This window comes from uncultured Sphingopyxis sp., from assembly GCF_900078365.1.
GTDB lineage: Bacteria > Pseudomonadota > Alphaproteobacteria > Sphingomonadales > Sphingomonadaceae > Sphingopyxis.
Genome location: NZ_LT598653.1, coordinates 2,115,395 through 2,136,225, shown reverse-complemented (window position 1 = coordinate 2,136,225; position 20,831 = coordinate 2,115,395). Strand labels below are relative to the sequence as shown.

Genomic DNA, 20,831 nt, shown 5'->3' with positions numbered 1-20,831 from the left:
ATTTCAGGCGATTGCAATTGTCCCACAATGCGACGCGGAAGGTTAAGGCACTTTCATGACCGTATGATTCACGCTAGCCGGTAAGCATATGCTAACCAACGACCGACGGTGTGGGGCTGATTTCGCGTGACCGCTGACTCGATGATTGCGACCATCTTGCGCCAGGCGCCGGCGGATCGCCGTGCGAGCATCACCGCGTGGCGGCAACTCTCCGATATTCTGGCTCAGCGCGGCAATCAACTGGGCGATGACGATATTCGCCGCAGCCTGCACGCGCTCGCCGTATTGCGACCACGGGTCCCCGAATCCGTCCGCCGCGATTGCGCGCGCGCGCTCGCGCGCCACGGCCGTTTCGCGCCGCTCGTCGCGCTTTATGCCAACGATGTTCCGGCGGTATCGGCGATCATGCTGCGCGAGGTACGGCTCTCCGAAGCCGACTGGCTCGCGCTGCTGCCCGCGACGGGCGCGATGGCGCGGTCGGTGCTTGCGGGGCGCCGCGACCTGCCGGACAGTGTTGGCCGCGCGCTCGCCAGCCTCGGCAGTGCTTCGGTCGCCTTGCCGCAGCCCGAGAGCGTGGCCGCCGATGAACCGGTGCAGGTCGCGCCAGCGGAGCCCGAATCCGTTGCCGACAGCGGTCCGAGCCAGATCAGCGAGCTTGTTCGCCGGATCGACAAATTTCAGTCGACCCGCGGCCAGCCCGCCGTGCCGCGCCCGCCGCGCGCGGCCTTCCTGTTCGAAACCGGGCCCGACGGCGTGATCCACTGGGTCGACGGCGTGACGCGCGGCGCGGTGATCGGGCTGTCGATCGCCGAGGCAGCCTTCGGCGGCGAGCCCGGCACCGATGGCGTCGCCGCCGGCGCCTTCCGCCAGCGGGCGGAGATCATCAATGCGCGCATGCTGCTGGAAGGGACTCCCGCCGAAGCCGGCGAATGGCGCTTTTCGGCGCTTCCCTGGTTCGACCCCGCGACCGGGCAGTTCCGCGGCTATCGCGCGAGCGCACGGCGCCCGCACCGCAATGAAACGCCCTATGGCCGGACGGCGGCCGAAGATTCGGGCGATTCGATCCGCCAGCTGATCCACGAGCTGCGCAGCCCGCTCAACGCGATTTCGGGCTTCGCGCAGATCATCTCGGGACAGATGTTCGGGCCGGTGAGCCAAAGCTATCGCGCGATGGCCGACGCGATCGTCGCCGATGCCGCATCGGTTCAGGCGATCATCGACGATCTCGAAACCGCGGCGCGCAGCGACGCCGCGCCTCCCGTGCAGCCCGCCGAAGAGGTGGCGGACATCGGCGCCATCGTGACGCAGATCGAAAGCGATCTTGCCGGGCTGCTCGCCGACCAGCGCGTCGAGCTCAGCATCTCGCGCGTCGGCGGTCCCTTCCTTGGGCGCGCCGTCGATGCCAACGTGCGGCGCATGGTCGGGCGGCTGCTCACCGCGCTCGTCGATGTGTCCGAACCGGGTGCGATTCTGGTGGGGCAGCTGGTCACCGAATCGCGGCACGACGACATGCTCCAGCTGCGGATCGTCCGCCCCGCGGCGATCCGTTTCGCGACGGCGGCGGACCTGCTCGATCCGGGGTTCAGTCCCGAAGGCGAAGCGCCGGGCGCCGCGGTGCTCAGCCTCGGCTTCTCGCTCCGCCTCGTCGACAGCCTCGCCCGCGCGATCGGCGGACGGCTCGATATCGGGCATAACGCCTTGACCTTGCACCTGCCCTCCGCCAACTCGAAGGCCGAGGCCGGGCTGGAGGCGCAGCAGGGCGAATAGGCCGGAGGGGCCGGAGCCTGACAACAAGGGGGGCGTGGTGCAGCCTGCGGGCAGTTTCTTTGCATATCCGGCCGCATCGGAGCTGATCGCGCTCGATGCGGGCGAGGCGCCGCGTTTCTGGATCACGATCGACACCGAGGAGGATTTCGACTGGGACGCGCCCTTCGCGCGCACCGGCTATCGCCTCGCCTCGGTGCCCGCGCTCGCCGAATGCCAGGGCTATTTCGAGCGCGCGGGCGTGACGCCCATCTATCTCGTCGACTGGCCGATCGTCACCCACGACCGCGCCGCCGAGATATTGGGCGCCGCGCAGCAGGCCGGCCGCTGCGAGATCGGGGCGCAGCTGCACCCGTGGGTCACCCCGCCATACGAGGAGGAGGTCAGCGAACGGAACAGCTATACCGGCAACCTGCCCGTCAGCCTGCAGCGCGCCAAGATGACCGCGCTGCGCGATGCGATCCGCGACCGGTTCGGCGTCCAACCCACCGCCTATCGCGCCGGACGCTATGGCCTGGGGCCCGAAACGGCGGCGATGCTTGCCGAACTCGGCTTTCGCTGCGACACGTCGGTTCGCAGCGGCTTCGATTATCGCGCCGGCCATGGTCCCGACTATCGCGAGGCGCCGCTCCATCCCTGGTGGGTCAAGGCGGGGCAGGGTGCGGTGCTCGAGATTCCGGTGACCACGGTGTTCGGCGGCCTTTTCGGTAGAGCCGGCCGCGGCGTGTACCACCGGATCGCGCGCGAAGGGACGCACGCCGGCGCCGCGCTCGCGCGTCTCGGGCTCGTCGAGCGGATCGCGCTGACCCCCGAAGGCATCCCGGCCGAGCGCGCGTGCCGCGCGATCGACATCGCCATCGACCTGCGCCTCCCGGTGCTGAACTTCTCCTTCCATTCGCCATCGCTCCAGCCGGGCAACACGCCCTATGTCCGCAGCCAGGCCGACCTCGACCTTTTCTATCGCTGGTGGGACGTGGTGCTGGGCCATCTCGCGCGGCGCGGGGTCGAACCGACGACCGCCGCGGAAATATTGGCGATGGCCGAGCGAAAGGCGGCGCGCTGAGGTTGGCGCTTGCCAATGCGCCGCGCCGTCCGCTATCGCCCGCACATCCCCCGACCGGGTTTAGGGGGCCTGTAGCTCAATGGTTAGAGCTGGCCGCTCATAACGGCTAGGTTGCGGGTTCGAGTCCTGCCGGGCCCACCACTCCTTTCACCATTTCCCTTGCAAATCGAAACCGATCGCGGTCCATTGCGCTCGCAGAAGGAGAGGGACATGGGGAAGAGGCGGGCGATCCTGATCGGGGGGCTTGCGATCATCGCGATTGGGGCCGGAACGGTGGCGGTGCGCACCGCGACCTTTGCGCCAAAGAATATCGCCGACGGCAGCGATGTGCGGCTTGCCGCGGTGCCGGCCTATGATTTGGACGCCGCGGTCGCCCATTTGAGCGCCGCGGCGCAGCTCCGGACGATCTCGCATCAGGACGCGGCCGACAACGACATCGCCGAATGGGACAAGCTGCACGCATGGCTCGCGGCGACCTATCCCGCCACACATCAAACGATGGCGCGCACGATCCTGCCGAACCGCACGCTCATCTATCACTGGCCGGGCAGCGACACGTCGCTCGCGCCGATCATCGTCATGGCGCATCAGGATGTGGTGCCGGTGACCGAGGGGACCGAGGGTGACTGGAAATATCCGCCCTTCGCCGGGACGATCGCCGAAAAGGCCGTCTGGGGACGCGGCACCGTCGATGACAAGGGATCGCTGATCGGCCTGTTCGAGGCGATCGAGGCGTTGGCGAAGCAGGGCTTCCAGCCGAAGCGCGGCATCTATCTCGTTTCGGGCCATGACGAAGAGGCCGGCGGATCGGGCGCCGCTGCGGCCGCCGTCAGGCTGAAGGCCGAAGGCGTTCGCGCGCTCTATACGCTCGACGAGGGTAGCGTCGTGCTGCGCGATACGCCGGTGATCGACGGCCCCGCCATCCTGATCGGCGTCGCCGAAAAGGGCTATGCGACGCTGAAAGTCACCGCCAACGCGCCGGGCGGGCACAGCTCGATGCCGCCCGCCCAAACCGGGGTGACGACGCTCGCGCGCGCGGTGCTCGACATTACCGAAATGCCGTTCCCGATCGAGATGCGCGGGCCCGGTGCGGCGATGGTCGAGGCGCTCGCCGCGCATAAGGGTGGCACGACGAAGATGGCGGTCGCGAACAAATGGCTGCTCGGCTATCTGGTCGAGAACCAGTTATCGACGTCACCCTCGTCGGCGGCAGCCTTTCACACCACGATCGCGCCGACGATGCTGCAGGGCAGCCCCAAGGAGAATGTTCTGCCGCAATCGGCCACCGCGCTGATCAACTATCGCATTGCCCCGTGGAACAGCTCGGCCGACGTCATGGCGCGCGCGAAGGCCGCGGTGGGCGACGCGCCGGTCGAGCTCAGCTGGGTCAAGCCGCCGAACGAGCCGTCGCGCATATCGTCGACCAGCTCGCAGGGCTGGAAATATGTCGTCGCCGCCGCGCGCGCTGACGCGCCGGGCGCGGTGGTCGCGCCCTATCTCGTCGTCGCCGCGACCGACAGCCGCAGCATGGAGCCGATTTCGGAGGATGTGTACCGCTTCATGCCGATGCACTTCACGCTGAAGCAAACCGCGATGATCCACGGCACCAACGAACATATGACGATCGACAGCTTCAAACGCATGATCGATTTCTATGCGCGGCTGATTGCGACGTCTGCGGGATAGACTTGGGGGCCAAGCCTGTCTAAGGCGCCCGCAGCGTCGGGGAGTGGCGCAGCCCGGTAGCGCGCTTGCTTTGGGAGCAAGATGTCGCAGGTTCGAATCCTGTCTCCCCGACCATTAACTGCCGTTCGGCCTCGACGGAACGAGCAGGAAGCCGTCCGCAGCGTCGATATCGACGATCTGTTCGTCGATACCGTTTATGCCGATGCGGAACGCCGGCCCCTCTTCCTTCCACCGCTCAGGAACGAGGACGACGCATGGCCCGGCGCACTTGATTGCCAGCGCGTCGACCAGATCCGGAGCCGCCGCGCCGCTCGCCGGCGCTCGCTCGATCTGCGCTATGACCGTGTATCTGCCGCGAAGGCGCTCTTGCAAAACCTCGCCCATGCTCCGTGGCGGGCGGGCCTGGGTGCTCCATTGCCCGCCGCGTCGGGGCGATTTCAACACATGGCTTGTATGCGCAAACAACAGCACGCTTTTGTCGGTCGACCGCCGGAAAGCGGCTAACGCGTTCGCTGCCATAGCCTCGTCCCGGCGCGAAACGGATATCCATGCGTCAGACGGGATCGATCCGGGCGTGACCACCTTGGGTAGCGCATCAAGAACAGCAGCACTCTGCGCAACAATCCGGGCGCATGCACGCGCCTCGAACGAGGCGGTCGGTGCCAACGAAGCCTGAAGCCGATCATTGACCTTGCGAAAAGCGGCTTTCTGTTCATCTGTTACGGAGGGGCCAGCCAAGCCTGGTTTCACAGCGTCGGCGAATTTCCTCGTCAGTGCTTCTCGGCGCATGGGATTTTCTACCCCTTCCAAGGCGCACATCGCCGGCGCCATCGTCGGCGCGCTGGCGAGCGGGCCGCCGAGGCTCAGATCAATCCCGATGATTCCGACCCGCTGCTGCTCCGATCGCGTCAGATTGGCCGCCCGCAACTCCCGTAGGAGGGAAACATTGCCGGCCAGCTTGCCAAAACCTGATGTGAACCCGCGCGTGGCGACCTCTTCCGGCTCGCCGGCATCGCCTCTGACAAAGCGGTCGAGCAATCGCGCCTCGGCATATCCCGTCTCGAGCGCGACCCATGATATTGCCTCCCGATCGACAAGTTGCATGATGAGCCGATTGCGGGCTTGAAGCATATCCTCGTTACCGTGCGAGGATTCACCGATGGCGATAATTCGCGGCCCGATCGAGCGCGGTAGCGATGCCGCGTCAAACGGCGCGGCCGCGGACTCGCCGCCCAAGCCGGAAGCGGGCGATGCTGCCGGCGCGGTGAATGACAGAGCCGCTGCGGCAATTTGAACGAAACGCGTAAGCAAGATGCGTGTCACCGGTGACTCCGAGGCGTCAAACAGGCGGATAAGGCGCCTGCGGTGAAGGAGGCGGTCTCTAACTCACTCTTCTCTCATCTCCATAACTCCGAAACCCTACAGCGCAAAAAAAGACGGCCTTCCCGAAGGAAGACCGTCCTTTTTCGTTTCGGTCGATGCCCCGAAGGGCTGCGACTTACTTGGCTTCTTCGGCCGGAGCAGCAGCGGCGTCGGCAGCCGGAGCTTCAGCGGTCGCAGCGGCGTCGGCCGGAGCAGCGGCTTCGGCGCCAGCGGCAGCAGCGTCGGCACCAGCGGCAGCGGCTTCGGCGCCGGCAGCAGCGGCGTCGGCGCCTTCTTCAGCAACCGCTTCAGCGGCCGGAGCTTCGGTGGTGGCTTCTTCAGCAGCCTTTTCACCGCAAGCGGCGAGGGCGAACATGCTGGCAGCAACGGCGATAGCAGCAAACTTCTTCATGATGTGTGGGCTCCCTAAAATGCCTTTCCGCGTCCGGGAAAACTTCCCGTACCGCGAGCGGCGGGATTTAGCCTTTCCGCGTGAATCGTCAACAAAAATAATTGAGATGGCCGGCGCGCGCGGGAATCTGTCATTTATCCGTAACCGTCACGGAAGTTCGCTATCCTCGCTGTTCGCGAGAATCGCCAGAACCGCGCTCCAGACCACCACATTCTGCCGCAATTGGACAGGGTCGATCTTGTCGAGCGTGTCGTCAGGCGTGTGGTGCAGGTCGAAATAACGCGTCCCATCCTGGGCCAGATCGACCGCCGGAACGCCCGCCCGAACGAGCGCGCCGATGTCGGCGCCGCCGTTCGCCGGCTGCCGGCCGCGCACGACGCCGAAAGGCATCACCGCGGCCGCGAGCCGATCCGAAAGAGCCTTGGCGCTGTCGGGCAGCTTGAAATCGATGCGCCACACGCGATCGGCGCCGAAGTCGGATTCGAGCGCGACCGCATGCTTCTCTTTGCCGTGCGCGTCGAAATAGGCCTTGCCGCCGAACACGCCGACCTCTTCGGCGCCCGCCCACAATATGCGGATCGTGCGGCGCGGCTGGCCCGCCGTCATCACATGCTTGGCGGCGGCGGTGATGATGCCGCAGCCCGCCGCGTCGTCGATCGCGCCGGTGCCGAGGTCCCAGCTGTCGAGATGGCAGGCGATGATGACCGGGCTCGCGGCGGGGTCGCTGCCCGGGACTTCGGCGATGACGTTGCCTGAACGCTGCTGACCGAGATTCTTCGGGGTCAGGAGCAACTTCATCCGCAGCGGTCCGGCGCCACCCGTGCGCACGCGTTTCCATTGGCGGACGAGCTGGTCGGCGTCGGGATTGGAGAGCGCGCCCGCCGGGATCGGCTTTACCCCGGTCTCGAAATTGGTGCCGCCGGTGTGCGGCGCGCGATGGCTGTCGGTCCCGATCGAGCGGATCACCGTTGCAATCGCGCCCTTCTTGGCCGCGACATTGGCGCCGATAAAGCGCGCGCGGCCGTATTGGCCGTAGCCGCTTCCGTCCTGTGCGGCCTTCATCTGATGATCGATGAAGACGATCTTGCCCTTAACCTGATGGTCGGGCGCCGCGACGAGCGCGTCATAGCTTTCGAAATAGACGATTTCGCCTTCCAGGCCCCCGGGGCCGGTCGAGGCGCTGGTGCCGAGCGCCGTGATGTGCAGCTTTTGCGGCTGGAACGGGCCGATCAGCGAGGCTTCTTCGGCGCCGCGCACCCAGGTCGGCATCATGAACGGCTCTTCACGGACATTCTGGAACCCCATGGCCGTAAGCCGTGCGACCGCCCAGCGCCGCGCTGCGGCTTCAGCCTCGGTGGCCGCCTGCCGCGGCCCGATTTCGGTGGTCAGCGCCTCGGTGATCGCCCAAGCGGGGTCGTCGCCCTGCTGCGCGAGGTCGACCGCGCTTGGCGACGGCTGGGTCGAGGCGGACGCACCGACGGTGAGGCTGGTGGAGAGGAGGAGGGCGGCGATGCCGGCGAGGCAGGCAGGGCGGATGATGTGCATGGGCGCTTTCCTAGCGGTGCGCTCCGGTTCCGGGCAAGCGCCGATTGCCAATCGCGCCCCCATTCGCTAACCGGCGCGCAATATCTCTCCCGGCCGCACCGCGCGGCCCAGCCAGCATTCGGAGCATAGCCCATGGCCGCCCAATATAGTTTCGTGATGAAGGGTCTGACCAAGACCTATCCCGGCGCGCAGAAGCCGACGCTCAACAATCTCAGCCTGCAATTCTATCCCGACGCCAAGATCGGCATCGTCGGCCCGAACGGCACCGGCAAGTCGACGCTGATGAAGATCATGGCGGGCATCGACAAGGATTTCGCGGGCGAAGCCTGGCCGGGCGAGGGCATCACCGTCGGCTATCTGGCGCAGGAGCCGCAGCTCGATCCCAATAAGACGGTCAAGGAGAATGTCATGGACGGCGTCCGCCCCGTCGCCGACATGCTCGACCGCTTCAACGAGATCAGCGCACTGATGGCCGATCCGCCCGAGGACGCCGATTTCGACGCGCTGATGACCGAAATGGGCGAGCTGCAGGAAAAGATCGACGCGGTCGACGGCTGGACGCTCGACAACCAGCTCGAAATCGCGATGGAGGCGCTGCGCTGCCCGCCCGGCGATTGGAGCGTCGAGAATCTGTCGGGCGGCGAAAAGCGCCGCATCGCGCTGACCCGTCTGCTGCTCGAAAAGCCCTCGATCCTGCTGCTCGACGAACCGACCAACCACCTCGACGCCGAGAGCGTCGCGTGGCTCGAAAAGCATCTCGTCGATTATCCGGGCAACGTCATCCTCGTCACCCACGATCGCTATTTCCTCGACAATGTCGTGAACTGGATCCTCGAACTCGATCGCGGCCGCTACTTCGTCTATGAAGGCAATTATTCGACCTATCTCGAAAAGAAGGGCAAGCGCCTCGAACAGGAAGCGCGCGAGGACCAGGGGCGCCAGAAGGCGATCAAGGACGAGCTCGAATGGATCCGGCAGTCGCCGAAGGCCCGCCAGGCCAAGTCGAAGGCGCGTATCAAGAGCTTCGACCAGCTCGTCGAGGCGCAGGAAAACCGCGCCCCCGGCAAGGCGCAGATCGTCATCCAGGTGCCCGAGCGCCTCGGCGGCAAGGTGATCGAGGTCAATAATATCTCGAAGGCCTATGGCGACAAGCTGCTGTTCGAGGATCTGTCCTTCACGCTGCCGCCGGGCGGTATCGTCGGCGTCATCGGGCCGAATGGCGCGGGCAAGTCGACCCTGTTCAAGCTGATCACCGGGCAGGAACAGCCCGACAATGGCAGCGTGTCGATCGGCGACACCGTCCGCCTCGGCTATGTCGACCAGAGCCGCGACGCGCTCGATCCGAACAAGAATGTCTGGGAGGAAATCTCGGGCGGCCACGACATGATGTCGATCGGCAAGCACGAGATGCAGACGCGCGCCTATGTCGGCGCCTTCAACTTCAAGGGCACCGACCAGCAGAAGAAGGTCGGCCAGCTGTCGGGCGGCGAACGCAACCGCGTTCATATGGCGAAGATGCTGAAGCAGGGCGGCAACGTGCTGCTACTCGACGAACCGACCAACGACCTCGACACCGAAACGCTCGCGGCGCTCGAGGAAGCGCTCGAGAATTTCGCGGGCTGCGCGGTGGTCATCAGCCACGACCGCTTCTTCCTCGACCGTCTTGCGACGCACATCCTCGCGTTCGAAGGCGACAGCCATGTCGAATGGTTCGAAGGCAATTTCGAATCCTATGAAGAGGACAAGATCCGCCGTCTGGGCGAAGGCGCGACGCGCCCGCACGCGACGACCTACAAGAAGCTGTCGCGCTAAGCCGATGGGGGGAGAGGTCGCACCCATATCGTCGAGCGCGATCCGTTTGGACGCGGACGTGCTCAACGAGTTCATGAAGCAGGCGTTTCCGCATTCCGAGCCGGGTTCGCGCGGCTATGTGATATCGGCGGCTCCGGGGCACATTCAGGCGCGGATGGACCCGAATGACAAGGCGCTGCGCCCCGGCGGGCTGATCTCGGGCCCGACGCAGATGGGCTTTGCCGACATGGCGGCCTATGCGCTCGTCCTCGCGCATATCGGCCCGGTCGCGATGGCGGTGACGAGCGCGCTCAATTACCAGTTCCTGCGCCCGTGCCGTCCGGGGCCGCTCTTCGCCGACGCATCTATGCTGCGGCTCGGCAAGCGGCTTGCGGTGATGGACGTGCGGATATGGACCGACGATGCCGACCGGCCCGTCGGGCAGGCGAATGTGACCTACGCGATTCCGTGAGAAAGAGGGCGGTTTTCGACCGGAGGCTGGCCCATCTTACATCGTCACCCCGGGCTTGACCCGGGGGCCATTCACGCGGGCGTCGGGAAGAATGGATCCCGGATCAGGTCCGGGATGACGAGAGGCTGAAACCGGCTGGTTACGGACATAGCTGAAAAACAAGCCCCTCCCCTTCAGGGGAGGGGTTGGGGTGGGGGCTGTCGGCCTTGTGCGAGGCCGATGGCCCCCACCCGCTGCGACTAAGCCAGCAAGCTGGCAAGTCTCGCCGCCCTCCCCTGAAGGGGAGGGCCTGATTTGGATCAACGGCAGCTCTCCACCCAAAGCAGCCGCTATCGGAACGCCGCCGCTACCGCTTCATGCACTGGCGCGTGTCGTCGCGCTTATATTCGCTGCAGTTCCACAGCGCCTTTTCGAACCCCGCCTTGTCGTCGCGGAGGTAGGAAAAACTCATCGCGGCGCGCTGCGTGTCGGTCATCGCGTCGCTGTCGGGCTTCAGGGTCGGGTTGGTCCAGCCCATGAATTTGCAATAGGGCTTGTCGCCGCAAAGGCGCAGCGCGGTGGTCACGAAGCTTTCGGGCGCGGCCTTGCGGTCGAGCTGGGTATAGATGGTGTCGCGGCCCGCCGCCGCGCCGGCGCCGATGACGACGCGGGCTTCGCCCACCGCCGCATTGGCATCGGCGGGCGCGACGTCGGTCGGCAGGCCGAGCGCGATGGCGTGGAGCGGCGAAATCGCCGCGAGCTTCGCCACCGGCCCGTCGCTGCCCGATACGGCGCCGCGAAAGGCGCCGGGCGTTCCCCAATAGCCCGGCCAGCGGAAGAAGAGATGCGTATCGACGATCGCGATCTTCTCGAGGCTGTCGCTCCAATAGGGGCGCACCCAGTCGGTGTGATAATGGGTGGCGAGCCCGACGGCCGGATAAGTCCCGCCCGCCAGCATCAGATCGGCGTTATTGCGCGCGCGTTGCCACGCCGCGTCCGAGTAGCGGCGGCTCAGGGCGCCGTCGCAGGTGAAGGTGAACTGACAGCCGGTCGCGCGCTCCGATCCCTGGAACACGACGCCGCAGATCGATTTGGGGAAGGCGGGGTGGCGGGCGCGGTTGATCACGACCTGTCCGACCGCTTGCTGTCCCCTGGCATCGTCGCCCGCCTCATAGAGCATCGCGGCGGCCAGGCAGTCGCGCGCGCGCGCCTTGGCGTCGCCCCCGCCGGTATAGACGAAGGGCCGCGCGGCGACGAAGCCTTTGGTGATCAGCGCAATCTTCGCATTCTGCGCGCGCGCGTCGGCCTCGGTCACTGGCGCGAGCTCCATCGGCGGCGCGTCGGGGACGACGTCGGCGGGCGGCGCCACCGGATGCGGCCGCGCGATATAGCGCGCGCCGTCCCTTTCGCCATTGGCGTACAGCACGCCGGTGACCGCCGCGACGGCGAGCAGGACGAACAGCCAGCCCGTCCAGTCGCGCCGCAGCGGCACGGGTTGATCGCCGTCAAGGCGCATCGCGAGGGCTCAGATCTCCGGCAGGAAATCGGGAACCGACAGGTAACGCTCCCCGGTGTCGTAATTGAAACCGAGCACGCGGCTGCCCGGCGGAAGCTCCGCGAGCTTCTGATCGATCGCGGCGAGCGTCGCGCCCGACGAGATACCGATGAGCATGCCTTCCTCGGTCGCGGCGCGAAGCGCCCATTGCTTGGCGTCGGCCGCCTCGACCTTGATCACGCCGTCGAGAAGGTCGGTGTGGAGGTTGCGCGGGATGAAGCCGGCGCCAAGGCCCTGAATCGGGTGCGGCCCGGGTTGCCCCCCCGAAATGACGGGAGACAGGGTCGGCTCGACCGCGAAGACCTTGAGGTTCGGCCAATATTCTTTCAGGAACTGCGCGACGCCGGTGATATGGCCGCCGGTGCCGACGCCGGTGATCAGCACGTCAATCGGCGTATCCTTGAAATCGGCGAGGATTTCGGGGCCCGTCGTGCGGACATGGACGTCGATGTTCGCTTCATTCTCGAACTGCTGGGGCATCCAGGCGCCCGGCGTCGTCTCGACGAGCTCGATCGCGCGCTCGATCGCGCCCTTCATGCCCTTTTCGCGCGGCGTGAGGTCGAAGGTCGCGCCATAGGCGAGCATCAGGCGGCGGCGTTCGATCGACATGCTTTCAGGCATGACGAGGATCAGCTTGTAGCCCTTGACCGCGGCCGCCATCGCGAGGCCGATGCCGGTATTCCCCGACGTCGGCTCGACGATGGTGCCGCCGGTGTTCAGGCTGCCGTCGCGCTCGGCCGCCTCGATCATCGCGAGGCCGATCCGGTCCTTGATCGACCCGCCGGGATTGCTGCGTTCCGACTTCACCCAGACTTCGGCGTCGGGGAACAGCTTTGCCATGCGGATGTGCGGCGTGTTCCCGATGGTATCTAGGATCGAATTGGCTTTCATGATCGGTGCGCTCTTTCCTTGAATTCGAACCGCGGGTCGCGGCGGACGCGATTCGGCCAGTCCCCGGCGCGCAGCCAGAGGGCCTCGTCCGCCAGCGCCGGCGTCGGCGCGGGTTGTAACGATGCGAGGAGATACTGTCCATAAGGCCAGTCGCCGATCCCCGAGTCGGCATTGATATGACCGAATGGCCCGGCGTTGACGAAGCGCGCATCCCAGTGGCGGGCGAGGCGCCAGACATGCGCGGTCTTGGCATAATGATCATTGTCGCTGGCGACGACGATCATCGGTATGCGCGACGTGAACGCGGGCGAGTCGGCGAAATTCAGCGCGCCATGCTGGTGCCGCAGCCGGCCGAGGTCGGGCGGCGCGACGAGCAGCGCGCCGGCGATGCGCGTTCGCGTGACCGCGCTCGCGTCGGCGAACCAGTGGGCGAAGGCGTGGCAGCCAAGGCTGTGCGCCGCGACGAGCACCGGCTCGCTCTCGGCCGCGATCGCGGTGTCGATTTGCCGGACCCATTCATCCTTGTCGGGATTGTCCCAGCGGCCGAGTTCGATTCGCTCGCTGCCCGGAAACTTATGCTCCCACAGGCTCTGCCAGTGGGTCGGGCCGCTGTTGTGAAGGCCCGGAATCGTCAGGATTTTGTGGCGGATCGTCGCGCTGTGCATGACGGTTTCTCCTTTGAGGGGACAAGGGGAACCGCGGTGACGGGTGAGATATAGATAACTCAACAAATTAAATTGACAATAGGCTTCGGACAGATTGAGCGCCAGATACGGCGAACGGTTTGACCCTATTCTTTGCTTTGTCTGAATTGCGGCTCGAAGGTCCGCGCGCGCCGAAGCTCGGGGAAAAGCCAGGCCCAGAGCGCGGTCACACCGATCGCCCCGGCGCCGCCGACGACGACGGCGCCGACCGGCCCGAGCGCCGCGGCCATCGCCCCGGCGCGCATCTCGCCCAGTTCGTTCGAGGCCGAAATGGCGAGCCCCGACGCGGCGCTGACGCGGCCGCGCATATGGTCGGGCGTGTTGAGCTGGATCAGCGTGCCGCGCACGAAGACCGAGAACATGTCGGCCGCGCCCATGATCACGAGCACGCCGAGCGACAGCAAGAGATTGGTCGAGAACCCGAAAATCACCGTTCCGGCGCCGAACACCGCGACCGCCCACAGCATCTTCACGCCGACGTTGCGTTCGATCGGGCGGATGGCGAGGCCGACGGCGACGCCGACCGATCCGAAGGCGACGGCGGCGCGCATCAATCCAGCGCCTTCGGGCCCCGCGTGCAATATGTCGCGGGCGAAAACGGGGAACATCGCGGTCGCGCCCGCGAGCAGCACGGCGAACAGGTCGAGCGTGATCGTGCCGAGCAGGAACCGCTCGATCCACACGAAGCGCAGCCCGTCGACCATCTCGCGCAGCGGATGGCGGCGGACCTCGGCGGGCGGCGGCAGCACCGGGCGCACGCGGCTCAAGGTGAAGGCCGAGACCGCGAGCAGCGCGGCGGCGAAGCCATAGACCGACGCCGGGTGCGCGGCATAGATGAGGCCGCCCGCCGCGGGGCCGATCACCGACGCCGATTGCCAGGCGATGCTGCTCATCGCGATCGCGCGCGGCAGCACGGCGGGGGGCACGATATTGGGCGCGATCGCGCTCATCGCCGGGCCGGAGAAGACGCGCGCGACGCCGTGCAGCGCGGCGAGGCCGAAGAGCAGCGGCAAGGTCAGCCCGTCCGTCCAGGTGAACCTGCCGAGCGTCGCGGCGATGAGCAGGTCGATGAGGTTCGAGAAGATCGCGACGCTCCGCCGCTCGAAGCGGTCGGCGGCCCAGCCGGCGACGGGCGTCAGGATCGCGAGCGGGACGAACTGAAAGAGGCCGAGCAGCCCGAGCTGGAACGAGGCCTCCTTGATCGACATGCCATAGTCGGAGCGTGCCGTGTCATAGAGCTGGTAGCCGATCACCACGACCATCGCGATCGTCGCGGTCACCGCGGTGAAGCGTGCGAGCCAGAAATAGCGGAAGTCGGGAAAGCTGAGCGGGGAGGGGGCTTTGGGCGTCGCCTCCGGCATCACCGGTTCTTCGCCTTCGGGTGGGGGGATCGTCGCCATCGATGATCGCCGTAATGGGGTTTGCGAAGCTGTCTAGGGCAATTGTGCCATAGCCGCTTCTGGCTGAACCCAGCCGTCGCCCCCGCGAAGGCGGGGGCCGCTGCCGGTTTAGGCAAAGCCGCTGAGTAAGGCCGCTAGCGGCCTCCGCCTTCGCGGGGGCGACGGTTATGGGGGACGCCCGCTCCCCACCCCAAAAACTGCCGTTCGTCGATTAGTGGGTGTCACTTGTCGGTCATGGTGGCAGAAACCCCCATCACTATCGGGGAGATACCGGACATGACTAGCAAATTCACTCGTTTCGGCGGCGCCGCCATGGCTGCAACGCTGCTCGCGCTCACCGCGTGCAACGCGTCCGACAACAAGTCCGCAACAGCTTCGAGCGCCAAGTCATGGACCGAGTTTCGCGATAATTTCCTCGCCGGCTATTTTCCGCTCAATCCGAATTTCGCGGTTTATCAAGGCAAGCATGAGTATGACGGCCAGCTGCCCGACTGGTCGCCCGAGGGCCTCGAAAAGCAGGCCGCCTATCTCGAAAAGACGATCGCCGACGCCAAGGCGTTCGACGGCGAGATGACCGATGCCGAGAAGTTCGAGCGCGATTATCTGATCCATGTCGCGCAGGGCCAGCTCTTCTTCCTTCGCGACACCGATTTCGCGCAGAAGAACCCGGCTTTCTACACCGGCGCGCTCGACCCCAATGTCTATATCGCGCGGCCCTATGCCGATGCGACGACGCGGATGAAGGCGTTCATCGCCTATGCCGAAAAGGTCCCGGCGGCGGCGGCGCAGATCAAGGCGAACCTGAAACTTCCGCTGCCCGCGACCTTCGTCAAATATGGCACCGCCGGATTCGGCGGCTTTGCCGACTATTACAAGGGCGACGCCAAGGCGGCCTTCGCCTCGGTCAAGGATGAGGCGCTGCAGAAGCGGTTCGACGAGGCGGTGGCAAAGGCGGGCGCGGCGATGACCGATCTTGCCGAATATGTCGGGTCGCAGCCGGGGACGCCGGACGGCTATGCGCTGGGCGCCGAGAAGTTCGCGAAGATGATCCTGACCAACGAAGGCGTCGATACGCCGCTCGCCGAACTCGAGCGCATCGGCCGCGCCGACCTCAAGCGCAACCAGGACGCGCTGAAGGCCGCCTGCGCGACCTATGCCGCGGGGATGACGATCGCCGACTGCATGAAGAAGATGAACGCGGATAAGCCCGAAGGCGGCCCCGTCGCCGAGGCGCGGCGCCAGCTTCCGGTCCTGCGGGCGTTTCTGGTCGAGAAGGATATCGTGAGCATTCCCGGCACCGAACAGGCGCAGGTCGAGGAATCGCCGCCCTATAACCGGCAGAACAGCGCCTATATCGACATTCCCGGACCATATGAGAAAGGCCTGCCGTCGGTCTATTATATCTCGCCGCCCGATCCGGCGTGGGACAAGGCGACGCAGGACGCGTTCATTCCCGGCAAGAAGGATCTGCTTTTCACCTCGGTCCACGAGGTGTGGCCGGGGCACTTCCTCAACTTCCTCCATTCGAACCGCGCGACAAGCATCTTCGGCAAGCTGTTCGTCGGCTATGCGTTCGCCGAGGGCTGGGCGCATTATACCGAGGAGATGATGTGGGATGCCGGGCTGGGCGACGGCGACCTCGAAACGCATATCGGCCAGCTGTCGAACGCGCTGCTGCGCGATTGCCGCTATCTGTCGGCGATCGGCCTCCACACGCAGGGCATGACGGTCGCGGAATCGGAAAAGCTGTTCAAGGAGCAATGCTATCAGGACGAAGGCAATGCCCGGCAACAGGCGGCGCGCGGCACCTATGATCCCGCCTATCTCAACTATACGATGGGCAAGCTGATGATCCGCAAGCTGCGCGACGACTGGACGAAGGGCGACCGGACGAAGTGGAAGGCCTTCCACGACGAATTCCTGTCCTATGGCGGCCCGCCGATCCCGATGGTCCGCGCCGCGATGATGAAGGAGGACACGCCGAAGGCGGTGTTCTGACGAGGTTTCCTCCTCCCGTCATCCCGGCGAAGGCCGGGATCTCGCCGGTGCGTCATTCCGAGAGGGCGAGATCCTGGCCTTCGCCGGGATGACGGAATGGGGAAGACGGTGTTTCGGGCTACCGATCGCGCTCCAGTCGAGCGGGGTCGCCGCGCCGCTCAGCCCGACGGCGCGCGCAACCGTGCGACGAAGAAGCCGTCGAGTCCGCCTGCATCGGCGAGCAGGCCGGGCAGCGTGCGGATGAACCCGCCGCCGTCGGGCGCGATGGCGGCGGGCAGTTCCTCGGGGCGGACGGGGTCGACGGTCCAATCCTCGTGGCGATCGAGGAACGCCGCCATTTGCTCCTCTCCCTCGGCGCGTTCGAGCGAGCAGGTGGCATAGACCAGCGTGCCGCCCGGTTTGATCCAGTGTGCCGCGCGCGCGAGCAGATCGGCCTGCAGGGCGGCCATTTCGGCAATCTGCCGCGGCTCGATGCGATGGAGCACATCGGGATGGCGGCGGAAGATGCCGGTCGCCGAGCAGGGCGCGTCGAGCAGGACCGCATCGACCGGCGCGGCGGGTTCCCACGAGCGGATATCGCCCTGCACGATCGCGGCCGAAAGGCCGGTGCGCTCGATATTGGCGCGCAGCCGTTCGAGCCGCTTGGCGCTGGCATCGACCGCAATGACGTCCCAGCCCGCGGCGGCAAGCTGCATCGTCTTGCCGCCGGGCGCGGCGCAAAGATCGAGCACCGTCCGGCCTTCGCCGGCGCCGAGCAACCGTGCGGGCAGGCTGGCGGCCAGATCCTGCACCCACCAGCCGCCTTCGTTGAAGCCCGGCATCGCCTCCACCGCCTGACCGCGCGGCAACCGGCGATGGCGCGGCGCGAGCGATAGCGCGCCCTCCCATTCCTCCGCGCCGGGTTCGGCGGCGAAGCTGAGGTCGATCGGGGGCGGCGCGCTCCAGCCCGCCTCGGCGGCTTCGACCATCGCCAAGCCCCATTGCTCGGCCCAGCGTTCGGCGGCGGACAGGGGGAGCGTTGCGCGGTCGGGAAGCGTCCATTCCTCCTGCTGCGCGCGCGACAGGATCGCGTGGACGAGCCGGCGGGGCCCGCCGTCGACGAGCGGCAGGGCGGTCGATACGACCGCGTGGCCGGGGCTCTTCAGCACCAGCAACTGCGCGAGCGCGATCCGCAGCACCGCGCGCGACTTGACGTCGTCCGGAAGGATCTGCGCCGTCGCCCCGTCGATCAGCGCGTCGATGTCGACCATCCAGCGCATCGTTTCGGACGCGATTGCGACGGCGAAAGCGCGATCGGCGCCGGTGAGGCCCTGCGCGGCGGCGTGCATCGCGACGTCGAGCGGGTCGCCGCGCCGCAGGATCGCATCGACCAGGCGGAGCGCGGCGCGGCGCGGCGCCATGCCCGGCGGATCGGCCTCGCCCGGCGAGCGGCGGCGGCGCGGCGGGCGACGATCAGCCATGACCGGGAACGGCGTGGTTGGCGTGGCGCATGAAAAATCCTATATTGCGGGCATGACGAACGACAGCAGCCCGAACGCGACCATCGGCGGAACGCCGCGCGCTGTAAAGCGCCCCGCGCATGTGAAGGCGCCCGAAGGCTGGACGAACAGCGCGGTCCCGGCGCCCCGGCCGATTCATGAGGACAAGGCCGAGGACCAGCCCGGCGGGCGCAACCCGGTGCGCTATGGCGACTGGGAGCTCAAAGGCGTCGCAGTCGACTTCTGAACTGCGATGAGATGCGGCCAGGCGACACCGCCGAAATGCAAAAGGCCGCCCACGGCACCGAGCCGGGAGCGGCCTTGAGTTTATCTGCCTTTATACGGCGGGCAGTTCGGTGTTCAGCGGCATCTTGCCGCTCTTGACCTGTTCGGCGAACACTTCGCGCATCAGCTGCAACGAGAAGAGGTGCGCGAAGATCAGGCCGAGGATGCCGTTCTGCATCAGCTTGCGCAGCACGTCGCCGCGCAGTTCGCGCAGCTTGTTCTCGTCGACCATCTGGAAACCGCGATAGACATAGGGCTTGTCATTGCCTTCCTGCTGGATCGAGACTTCGCCGTCCATCAGCAGGTCGGCCTTTTTCAGCTCTTCCATGAACATGCCGGTGCGCTGGCCGGCTTCCTCGAAATTCTTGCAGAATTCGAGCACGGCCTTGGTCTGGTCCGACGGCTGACCGTCGACGAACAGCACGTCGCCTTCGTCGAACTTGCCGAGCGCGCCCGAGGTCGGGTCGAAGCACAGCGACAGTTCGTCCGAATTGGGCTGAAGCTTGGCAAGCAGGAAGGGGTAACGGCGGATATAGGCGGGGACGTAGACGGGGTTGATCAGCTTGCCTTCGTCATCGACGAAGGTGTTGATGCCTTCATTGAGGCCCATCAGCGCGAGCGGAACCGGGTTGTCGCCCGCCGAAAAGACGATCGGGAAGAAGCGGCAGGCCGAGACGAATTCGTCCGACGTCAGCGGGATCGCATGCTGACCAACCAGGAATTCGGCGCTGTCGAGCGGGCGGGCGCGGAAATCGGCGTGGTCGACGCTCGAAAGCGGGGCGAGGTCCTTGTAGAACAGCGGCAGGTTGGCAGGGGCGGGCGCAGAGGCCATGTTTCAACTCCGGTAATGTCCCGCGGGCGGGTGCGAAAAGGATAAAGCGCCTTATTGACCTGCGCCGCGCGGCGCAAGGGGGCGATGGTCAGGCGATGAGCTTGCCGGGATTGAAGATGCCTGCGGGATCGAGGCCCGTCTTGACGCCGCGGAGCGCCGACAGCCGCGCCGGACTGTCCAGCTCGGCCAGGATGTCGCGCTTCATCTGGCCGATCCCATGCTCGGCCGAAATCGACCCGCCGAGTTCGACGACATGCGAATAGACGATTCGGCTGACCGCGGCGCCATGGTCGGCGAGCCATGCGGCGCCGTCGACCCCGGCGGGCGGTTGGACATGGTGATGGACGTTACCGTCGCCCAGATGACCGAAGGACAGGGCGCCTATTCCCGGAAAGGCGCGATCCAGCCGGCGCGGGTTTTCAGCGATGAAGGCGGGCATCAGGTCGACGGGCACGCTGATGTCATGTTGCAGCGCGGGGCCTTCGGCGCGTTCGGCTTCGGAAATGGAATCGCGCAGCCGCCAGAAATCGTCGCTTTCGCGTTCATTTTTGGCGATCACGACATCGCGGATCAGCCCGGCGCCGATCGCCGCCGCGAGCTGCGGGTCGAGCGCCTCGCCCAGCGCCTGATCGCTGTCGCCGGCGAGCTCGAGCAGTACATGCCAGGGGTGCGCGTCGGAAAGCGGCGCGCGCGTCTGGGGGATATGGCGGAGCACGGCATCGAGGCAGCTTTGCGGGATCAGCTCGAAGCCCTCGAGCTCATCGCCGATCGCCGCGTCGAGGCGGCGGAGCAGCAGGAGCGCGGTTTCGGGCGAATCGACGCCGATCCACGCGGTGCGCCGCGCCGTCGCCGCGGGGACGAGATGCAGGCATGCGGCGGTGACGACGCCCAATGTCCCCTCGGCGCCGCACAGCAGGTGCCGCAGGTCATAGCCGCGATTATCCTTCTTGAGCGGCGCCAGCCCGTCGAAGATGCTGCCGTCGGGCAGCACGGCCTCGATCCCCGCGACCAGCGCGCGCATCGTGCCGTGGCGCAGCACCTGCGTCCCCCCGGCGTTGGTCGAGACGAGCCCGCCGATCGTCGCCGACCCCTTGCCGCCGAGGGTGAGGGGAAAGCGCAGGCCGTGGTTCAGGACGGCGTGATGAAAATTTTCGAGGATTACGCCTGCTTCGGCAACGGCAAGGCGCGCCGCCGCATCGACATGACGTATCCCGTTCATACGCCGCAGGCTCAGCAGCAATTGGTCGCCGCTGGCGTCGGGCGTGGCGCCGCCGACCATACTGCTGTTACCGCCCTGCGGAACCAGTGCGACCTTTGCATCCACGCACAGCCGGACGACCGCCGCCACCTCTTCGGTTGACGCCGGCGACAGCATCGCGGCGGCGCGGCCGTGAAATTTGCCGCGCCAGTCGGTCAGCCAGGGTGCGATCGCGGCGGCGTCGGCGCTATAGCCCTTCGGCCCGAGCAAGGATGCGAGTTCGCCCAGCAGCGATGTCGATGGCGCGTGCGTCATGCCCTTCCACTCCGGAAACTTCGCGCGCTCCATGGAATATGGAGCGACATCAGTTCATTTGATGTTCAATCATCCTCGTTAAAGGGGGCGATGGACGAATC

The 20,831-nt window shown here is 66.4% G+C and carries 17 protein-coding genes and 2 tRNA genes; 9 read left to right on the top strand and 10 right to left on the bottom strand.

The annotated features are described in order from the left end of the window. Positions 1 to 141: 141 nt before the first annotated feature. From QZL87_RS09770 to QZL87_RS09750, 5 genes are all read left to right on the top strand, one after another. Positions 142 to 1,767 (top strand): histidine kinase dimerization/phospho-acceptor domain-containing protein, encoded by a 1,626-nt coding sequence (locus QZL87_RS09770; protein WP_295318726.1) that lies wholly within the window; start codon positions 142 to 144, stop codon positions 1,765 to 1,767. 34 nt (positions 1,768 to 1,801) lie between these two features. Continuing rightward, positions 1,802 to 2,827 (top strand): polysaccharide deacetylase family protein, encoded by a 1,026-nt coding sequence (locus tag QZL87_RS09765; RefSeq protein ID WP_295318724.1) that lies wholly within the window; start codon positions 1,802 to 1,804, stop codon positions 2,825 to 2,827. A gap of 65 nt (positions 2,828 to 2,892) precedes the next feature. Beyond that, positions 2,893 to 2,968: transfer RNA gene (locus QZL87_RS09760), tRNA-Ile, on the top strand. Between the two features lie 69 nt (positions 2,969 to 3,037). Then, complete coding sequence (locus tag QZL87_RS09755) at positions 3,038 to 4,513, top strand: M20 family peptidase (RefSeq protein WP_295318721.1); 1,476 nt, start codon at positions 3,038 to 3,040, stop codon at positions 4,511 to 4,513. 37 nt (positions 4,514 to 4,550) lie between these two features. After that, positions 4,551 to 4,627, top strand: a tRNA-Pro gene (locus tag QZL87_RS09750). Here the strand turns inward: QZL87_RS09750 and QZL87_RS09745 are convergent. The 3 genes from QZL87_RS09745 to QZL87_RS09735 all read right to left on the bottom strand — a co-directional run bounded on the left by QZL87_RS09745 (position 4,628) and on the right by QZL87_RS09735 (position 7,832). After that, entirely contained in the window at positions 4,628 to 5,836 is a 1,209-nt protein-coding gene (locus QZL87_RS09745) for an erythromycin esterase family protein (RefSeq protein ID WP_295318719.1), read from the bottom strand. It lies immediately after the preceding tRNA gene. A 175-nt stretch (positions 5,837 to 6,011) separates the two neighbouring features. Then, the gene (locus tag QZL87_RS09740) at positions 6,012 to 6,287 is read right to left on the bottom strand and encodes a hypothetical protein (RefSeq protein WP_295318715.1); all 276 of its coding nucleotides are present in this window, start codon (positions 6,285 to 6,287) and stop codon (positions 6,012 to 6,014) included. Between the two features lie 147 nt (positions 6,288 to 6,434). Further along, positions 6,435 to 7,832, bottom strand: coding sequence for a M28 family peptidase (locus QZL87_RS09735; protein WP_295318714.1), 1,398 nt, complete (start codon positions 7,830 to 7,832; stop codon positions 6,435 to 6,437). A gap of 132 nt (positions 7,833 to 7,964) precedes the next feature. On the opposite strand from QZL87_RS09735, the gene ettA reads away from it, so the two are divergent. Beyond that, positions 7,965 to 9,644, top strand: coding sequence for an energy-dependent translational throttle protein EttA (gene ettA, locus QZL87_RS09730; RefSeq protein ID WP_295318711.1), 1,680 nt, complete (start codon positions 7,965 to 7,967; stop codon positions 9,642 to 9,644). 58 nt (positions 9,645 to 9,702) lie between these two features. Continuing rightward, positions 9,703 to 10,095, top strand: a complete 393-nt coding sequence (locus QZL87_RS09725) for a PaaI family thioesterase (RefSeq protein WP_295318709.1) — start codon at positions 9,703 to 9,705, stop codon at positions 10,093 to 10,095. 346 nt (positions 10,096 to 10,441) lie between these two features. Here the strand turns inward: QZL87_RS09725 and QZL87_RS09720 are convergent, their stop codons facing one another. The 4 genes from QZL87_RS09720 to QZL87_RS09705 form a co-directional block, all read right to left on the bottom strand. Then, entirely contained in the window at positions 10,442 to 11,590 is a 1,149-nt protein-coding gene (locus QZL87_RS09720; protein WP_295318706.1) for a cell wall hydrolase, read from the bottom strand. Positions 11,591 to 11,599: 9 nt separating this feature from the next. Further along, positions 11,600 to 12,520 carry a cysteine synthase A gene (gene cysK, locus QZL87_RS09715; protein WP_295318704.1) on the bottom strand — a complete coding sequence of 307 codons (921 nt, stop codon included), beginning with the start codon at positions 12,518 to 12,520 and terminating at the stop codon, positions 11,600 to 11,602. After that, the gene (locus QZL87_RS09710) at positions 12,517 to 13,185 is read right to left on the bottom strand and encodes an alpha/beta hydrolase (protein ID WP_295318702.1); all 669 of its coding nucleotides are present in this window, start codon (positions 13,183 to 13,185) and stop codon (positions 12,517 to 12,519) included. The genes cysK and QZL87_RS09710 overlap by 4 nt, the downstream gene beginning before the upstream one ends. A gap of 125 nt (positions 13,186 to 13,310) precedes the next feature. Next, entirely contained in the window at positions 13,311 to 14,624 is a 1,314-nt protein-coding gene (locus QZL87_RS09705) for an MFS transporter (RefSeq protein WP_295318699.1), read from the bottom strand. A 276-nt stretch (positions 14,625 to 14,900) separates the two neighbouring features. Here QZL87_RS09705 and QZL87_RS09700 point away from each other — a divergent pair, with 276 nt between their 5' ends. After that, entirely contained in the window at positions 14,901 to 16,622 is a 1,722-nt protein-coding gene (locus QZL87_RS09700) for a DUF885 domain-containing protein (RefSeq protein ID WP_295318697.1), read from the top strand. A 158-nt stretch (positions 16,623 to 16,780) separates the two neighbouring features. Here QZL87_RS09700 and QZL87_RS09695 read toward each other — a convergent pair whose 3' ends face one another. Next, positions 16,781 to 18,082 (bottom strand): transcription antitermination factor NusB, encoded by a 1,302-nt coding sequence (locus tag QZL87_RS09695; protein ID WP_295318695.1) that lies wholly within the window; start codon positions 18,080 to 18,082, stop codon positions 16,781 to 16,783. Between QZL87_RS09695 and QZL87_RS09690 the strand changes: the two genes are divergently transcribed. Continuing rightward, complete coding sequence (locus QZL87_RS09690) at positions 18,081 to 18,347, top strand: DUF1674 domain-containing protein (protein WP_325030285.1); 267 nt, start codon at positions 18,081 to 18,083, stop codon at positions 18,345 to 18,347. The two genes, QZL87_RS09695 and QZL87_RS09690, sit on opposite strands and share 2 nt — an antisense overlap. A 90-nt stretch (positions 18,348 to 18,437) precedes the next feature. Here QZL87_RS09690 and QZL87_RS09685 read toward each other — a convergent pair whose 3' ends face one another. Then, the gene (locus QZL87_RS09685) at positions 18,438 to 19,217 is read right to left on the bottom strand and encodes a SapC family protein (protein ID WP_295318694.1); all 780 of its coding nucleotides are present in this window, start codon (positions 19,215 to 19,217) and stop codon (positions 18,438 to 18,440) included. Positions 19,218 to 19,305: 88 nt separating this feature from the next. Continuing rightward, entirely contained in the window at positions 19,306 to 20,730 is a 1,425-nt protein-coding gene (locus QZL87_RS09680; protein ID WP_295326824.1) for an FAD-binding oxidoreductase, read from the bottom strand. Between the last annotated feature and the right edge of the window lie 101 nt (positions 20,731 to 20,831).

What these genes read in the sequence shown, in the direction of transcription:
- QZL87_RS09770 (WP_295318726.1), top strand. Translation starts at nt 142, where the DNA reads ATGATTGCGACCATCTTGCGCCAGGCGCCGGCGGATCGCCGTGCGAGC.
- QZL87_RS09755 (WP_295318721.1), top strand. Translation starts at nt 3,038, where the DNA reads ATGGGGAAGAGGCGGGCGATCCTGATCGGGGGGCTTGCGATCATCGCG.
- QZL87_RS09740 (WP_295318715.1), bottom strand. Translation starts at nt 6,287, where the DNA reads ATGAAGAAGTTTGCTGCTATCGCCGTTGCTGCCAGCATGTTCGCCCTC.
- QZL87_RS09735 (WP_295318714.1), bottom strand. Translation starts at nt 7,832, where the DNA reads ATGCACATCATCCGCCCTGCCTGCCTCGCCGGCATCGCCGCCCTCCTC.
- ettA (WP_295318711.1), top strand. Translation starts at nt 7,965, where the DNA reads ATGGCCGCCCAATATAGTTTCGTGATGAAGGGTCTGACCAAGACCTAT.
- QZL87_RS09720 (WP_295318706.1), bottom strand. Translation starts at nt 11,590, where the DNA reads ATGCGCCTTGACGGCGATCAACCCGTGCCGCTGCGGCGCGACTGGACG.
- cysK (WP_295318704.1), bottom strand. Translation starts at nt 12,520, where the DNA reads ATGAAAGCCAATTCGATCCTAGATACCATCGGGAACACGCCGCACATC.
- QZL87_RS09710 (WP_295318702.1), bottom strand. Translation starts at nt 13,185, where the DNA reads ATGCACAGCGCGACGATCCGCCACAAAATCCTGACGATTCCGGGCCTT.
- QZL87_RS09705 (WP_295318699.1), bottom strand. Translation starts at nt 14,624, where the DNA reads ATGGCGACGATCCCCCCACCCGAAGGCGAAGAACCGGTGATGCCGGAG.
- QZL87_RS09700 (WP_295318697.1), top strand. Translation starts at nt 14,901, where the DNA reads ATGACTAGCAAATTCACTCGTTTCGGCGGCGCCGCCATGGCTGCAACG.
- QZL87_RS09690 (WP_325030285.1), top strand. Translation starts at nt 18,081, where the DNA reads ATGACCGGGAACGGCGTGGTTGGCGTGGCGCATGAAAAATCCTATATT.
- QZL87_RS09695 (WP_295318695.1), bottom strand. Translation starts at nt 18,082, where the DNA reads ATGGCTGATCGTCGCCCGCCGCGCCGCCGCCGCTCGCCGGGCGAGGCC.
- QZL87_RS09685 (WP_295318694.1), bottom strand. Translation starts at nt 19,217, where the DNA reads ATGGCCTCTGCGCCCGCCCCTGCCAACCTGCCGCTGTTCTACAAGGAC.
- QZL87_RS09680 (WP_295326824.1), bottom strand. Translation starts at nt 20,730, where the DNA reads ATGACGCACGCGCCATCGACATCGCTGCTGGGCGAACTCGCATCCTTG.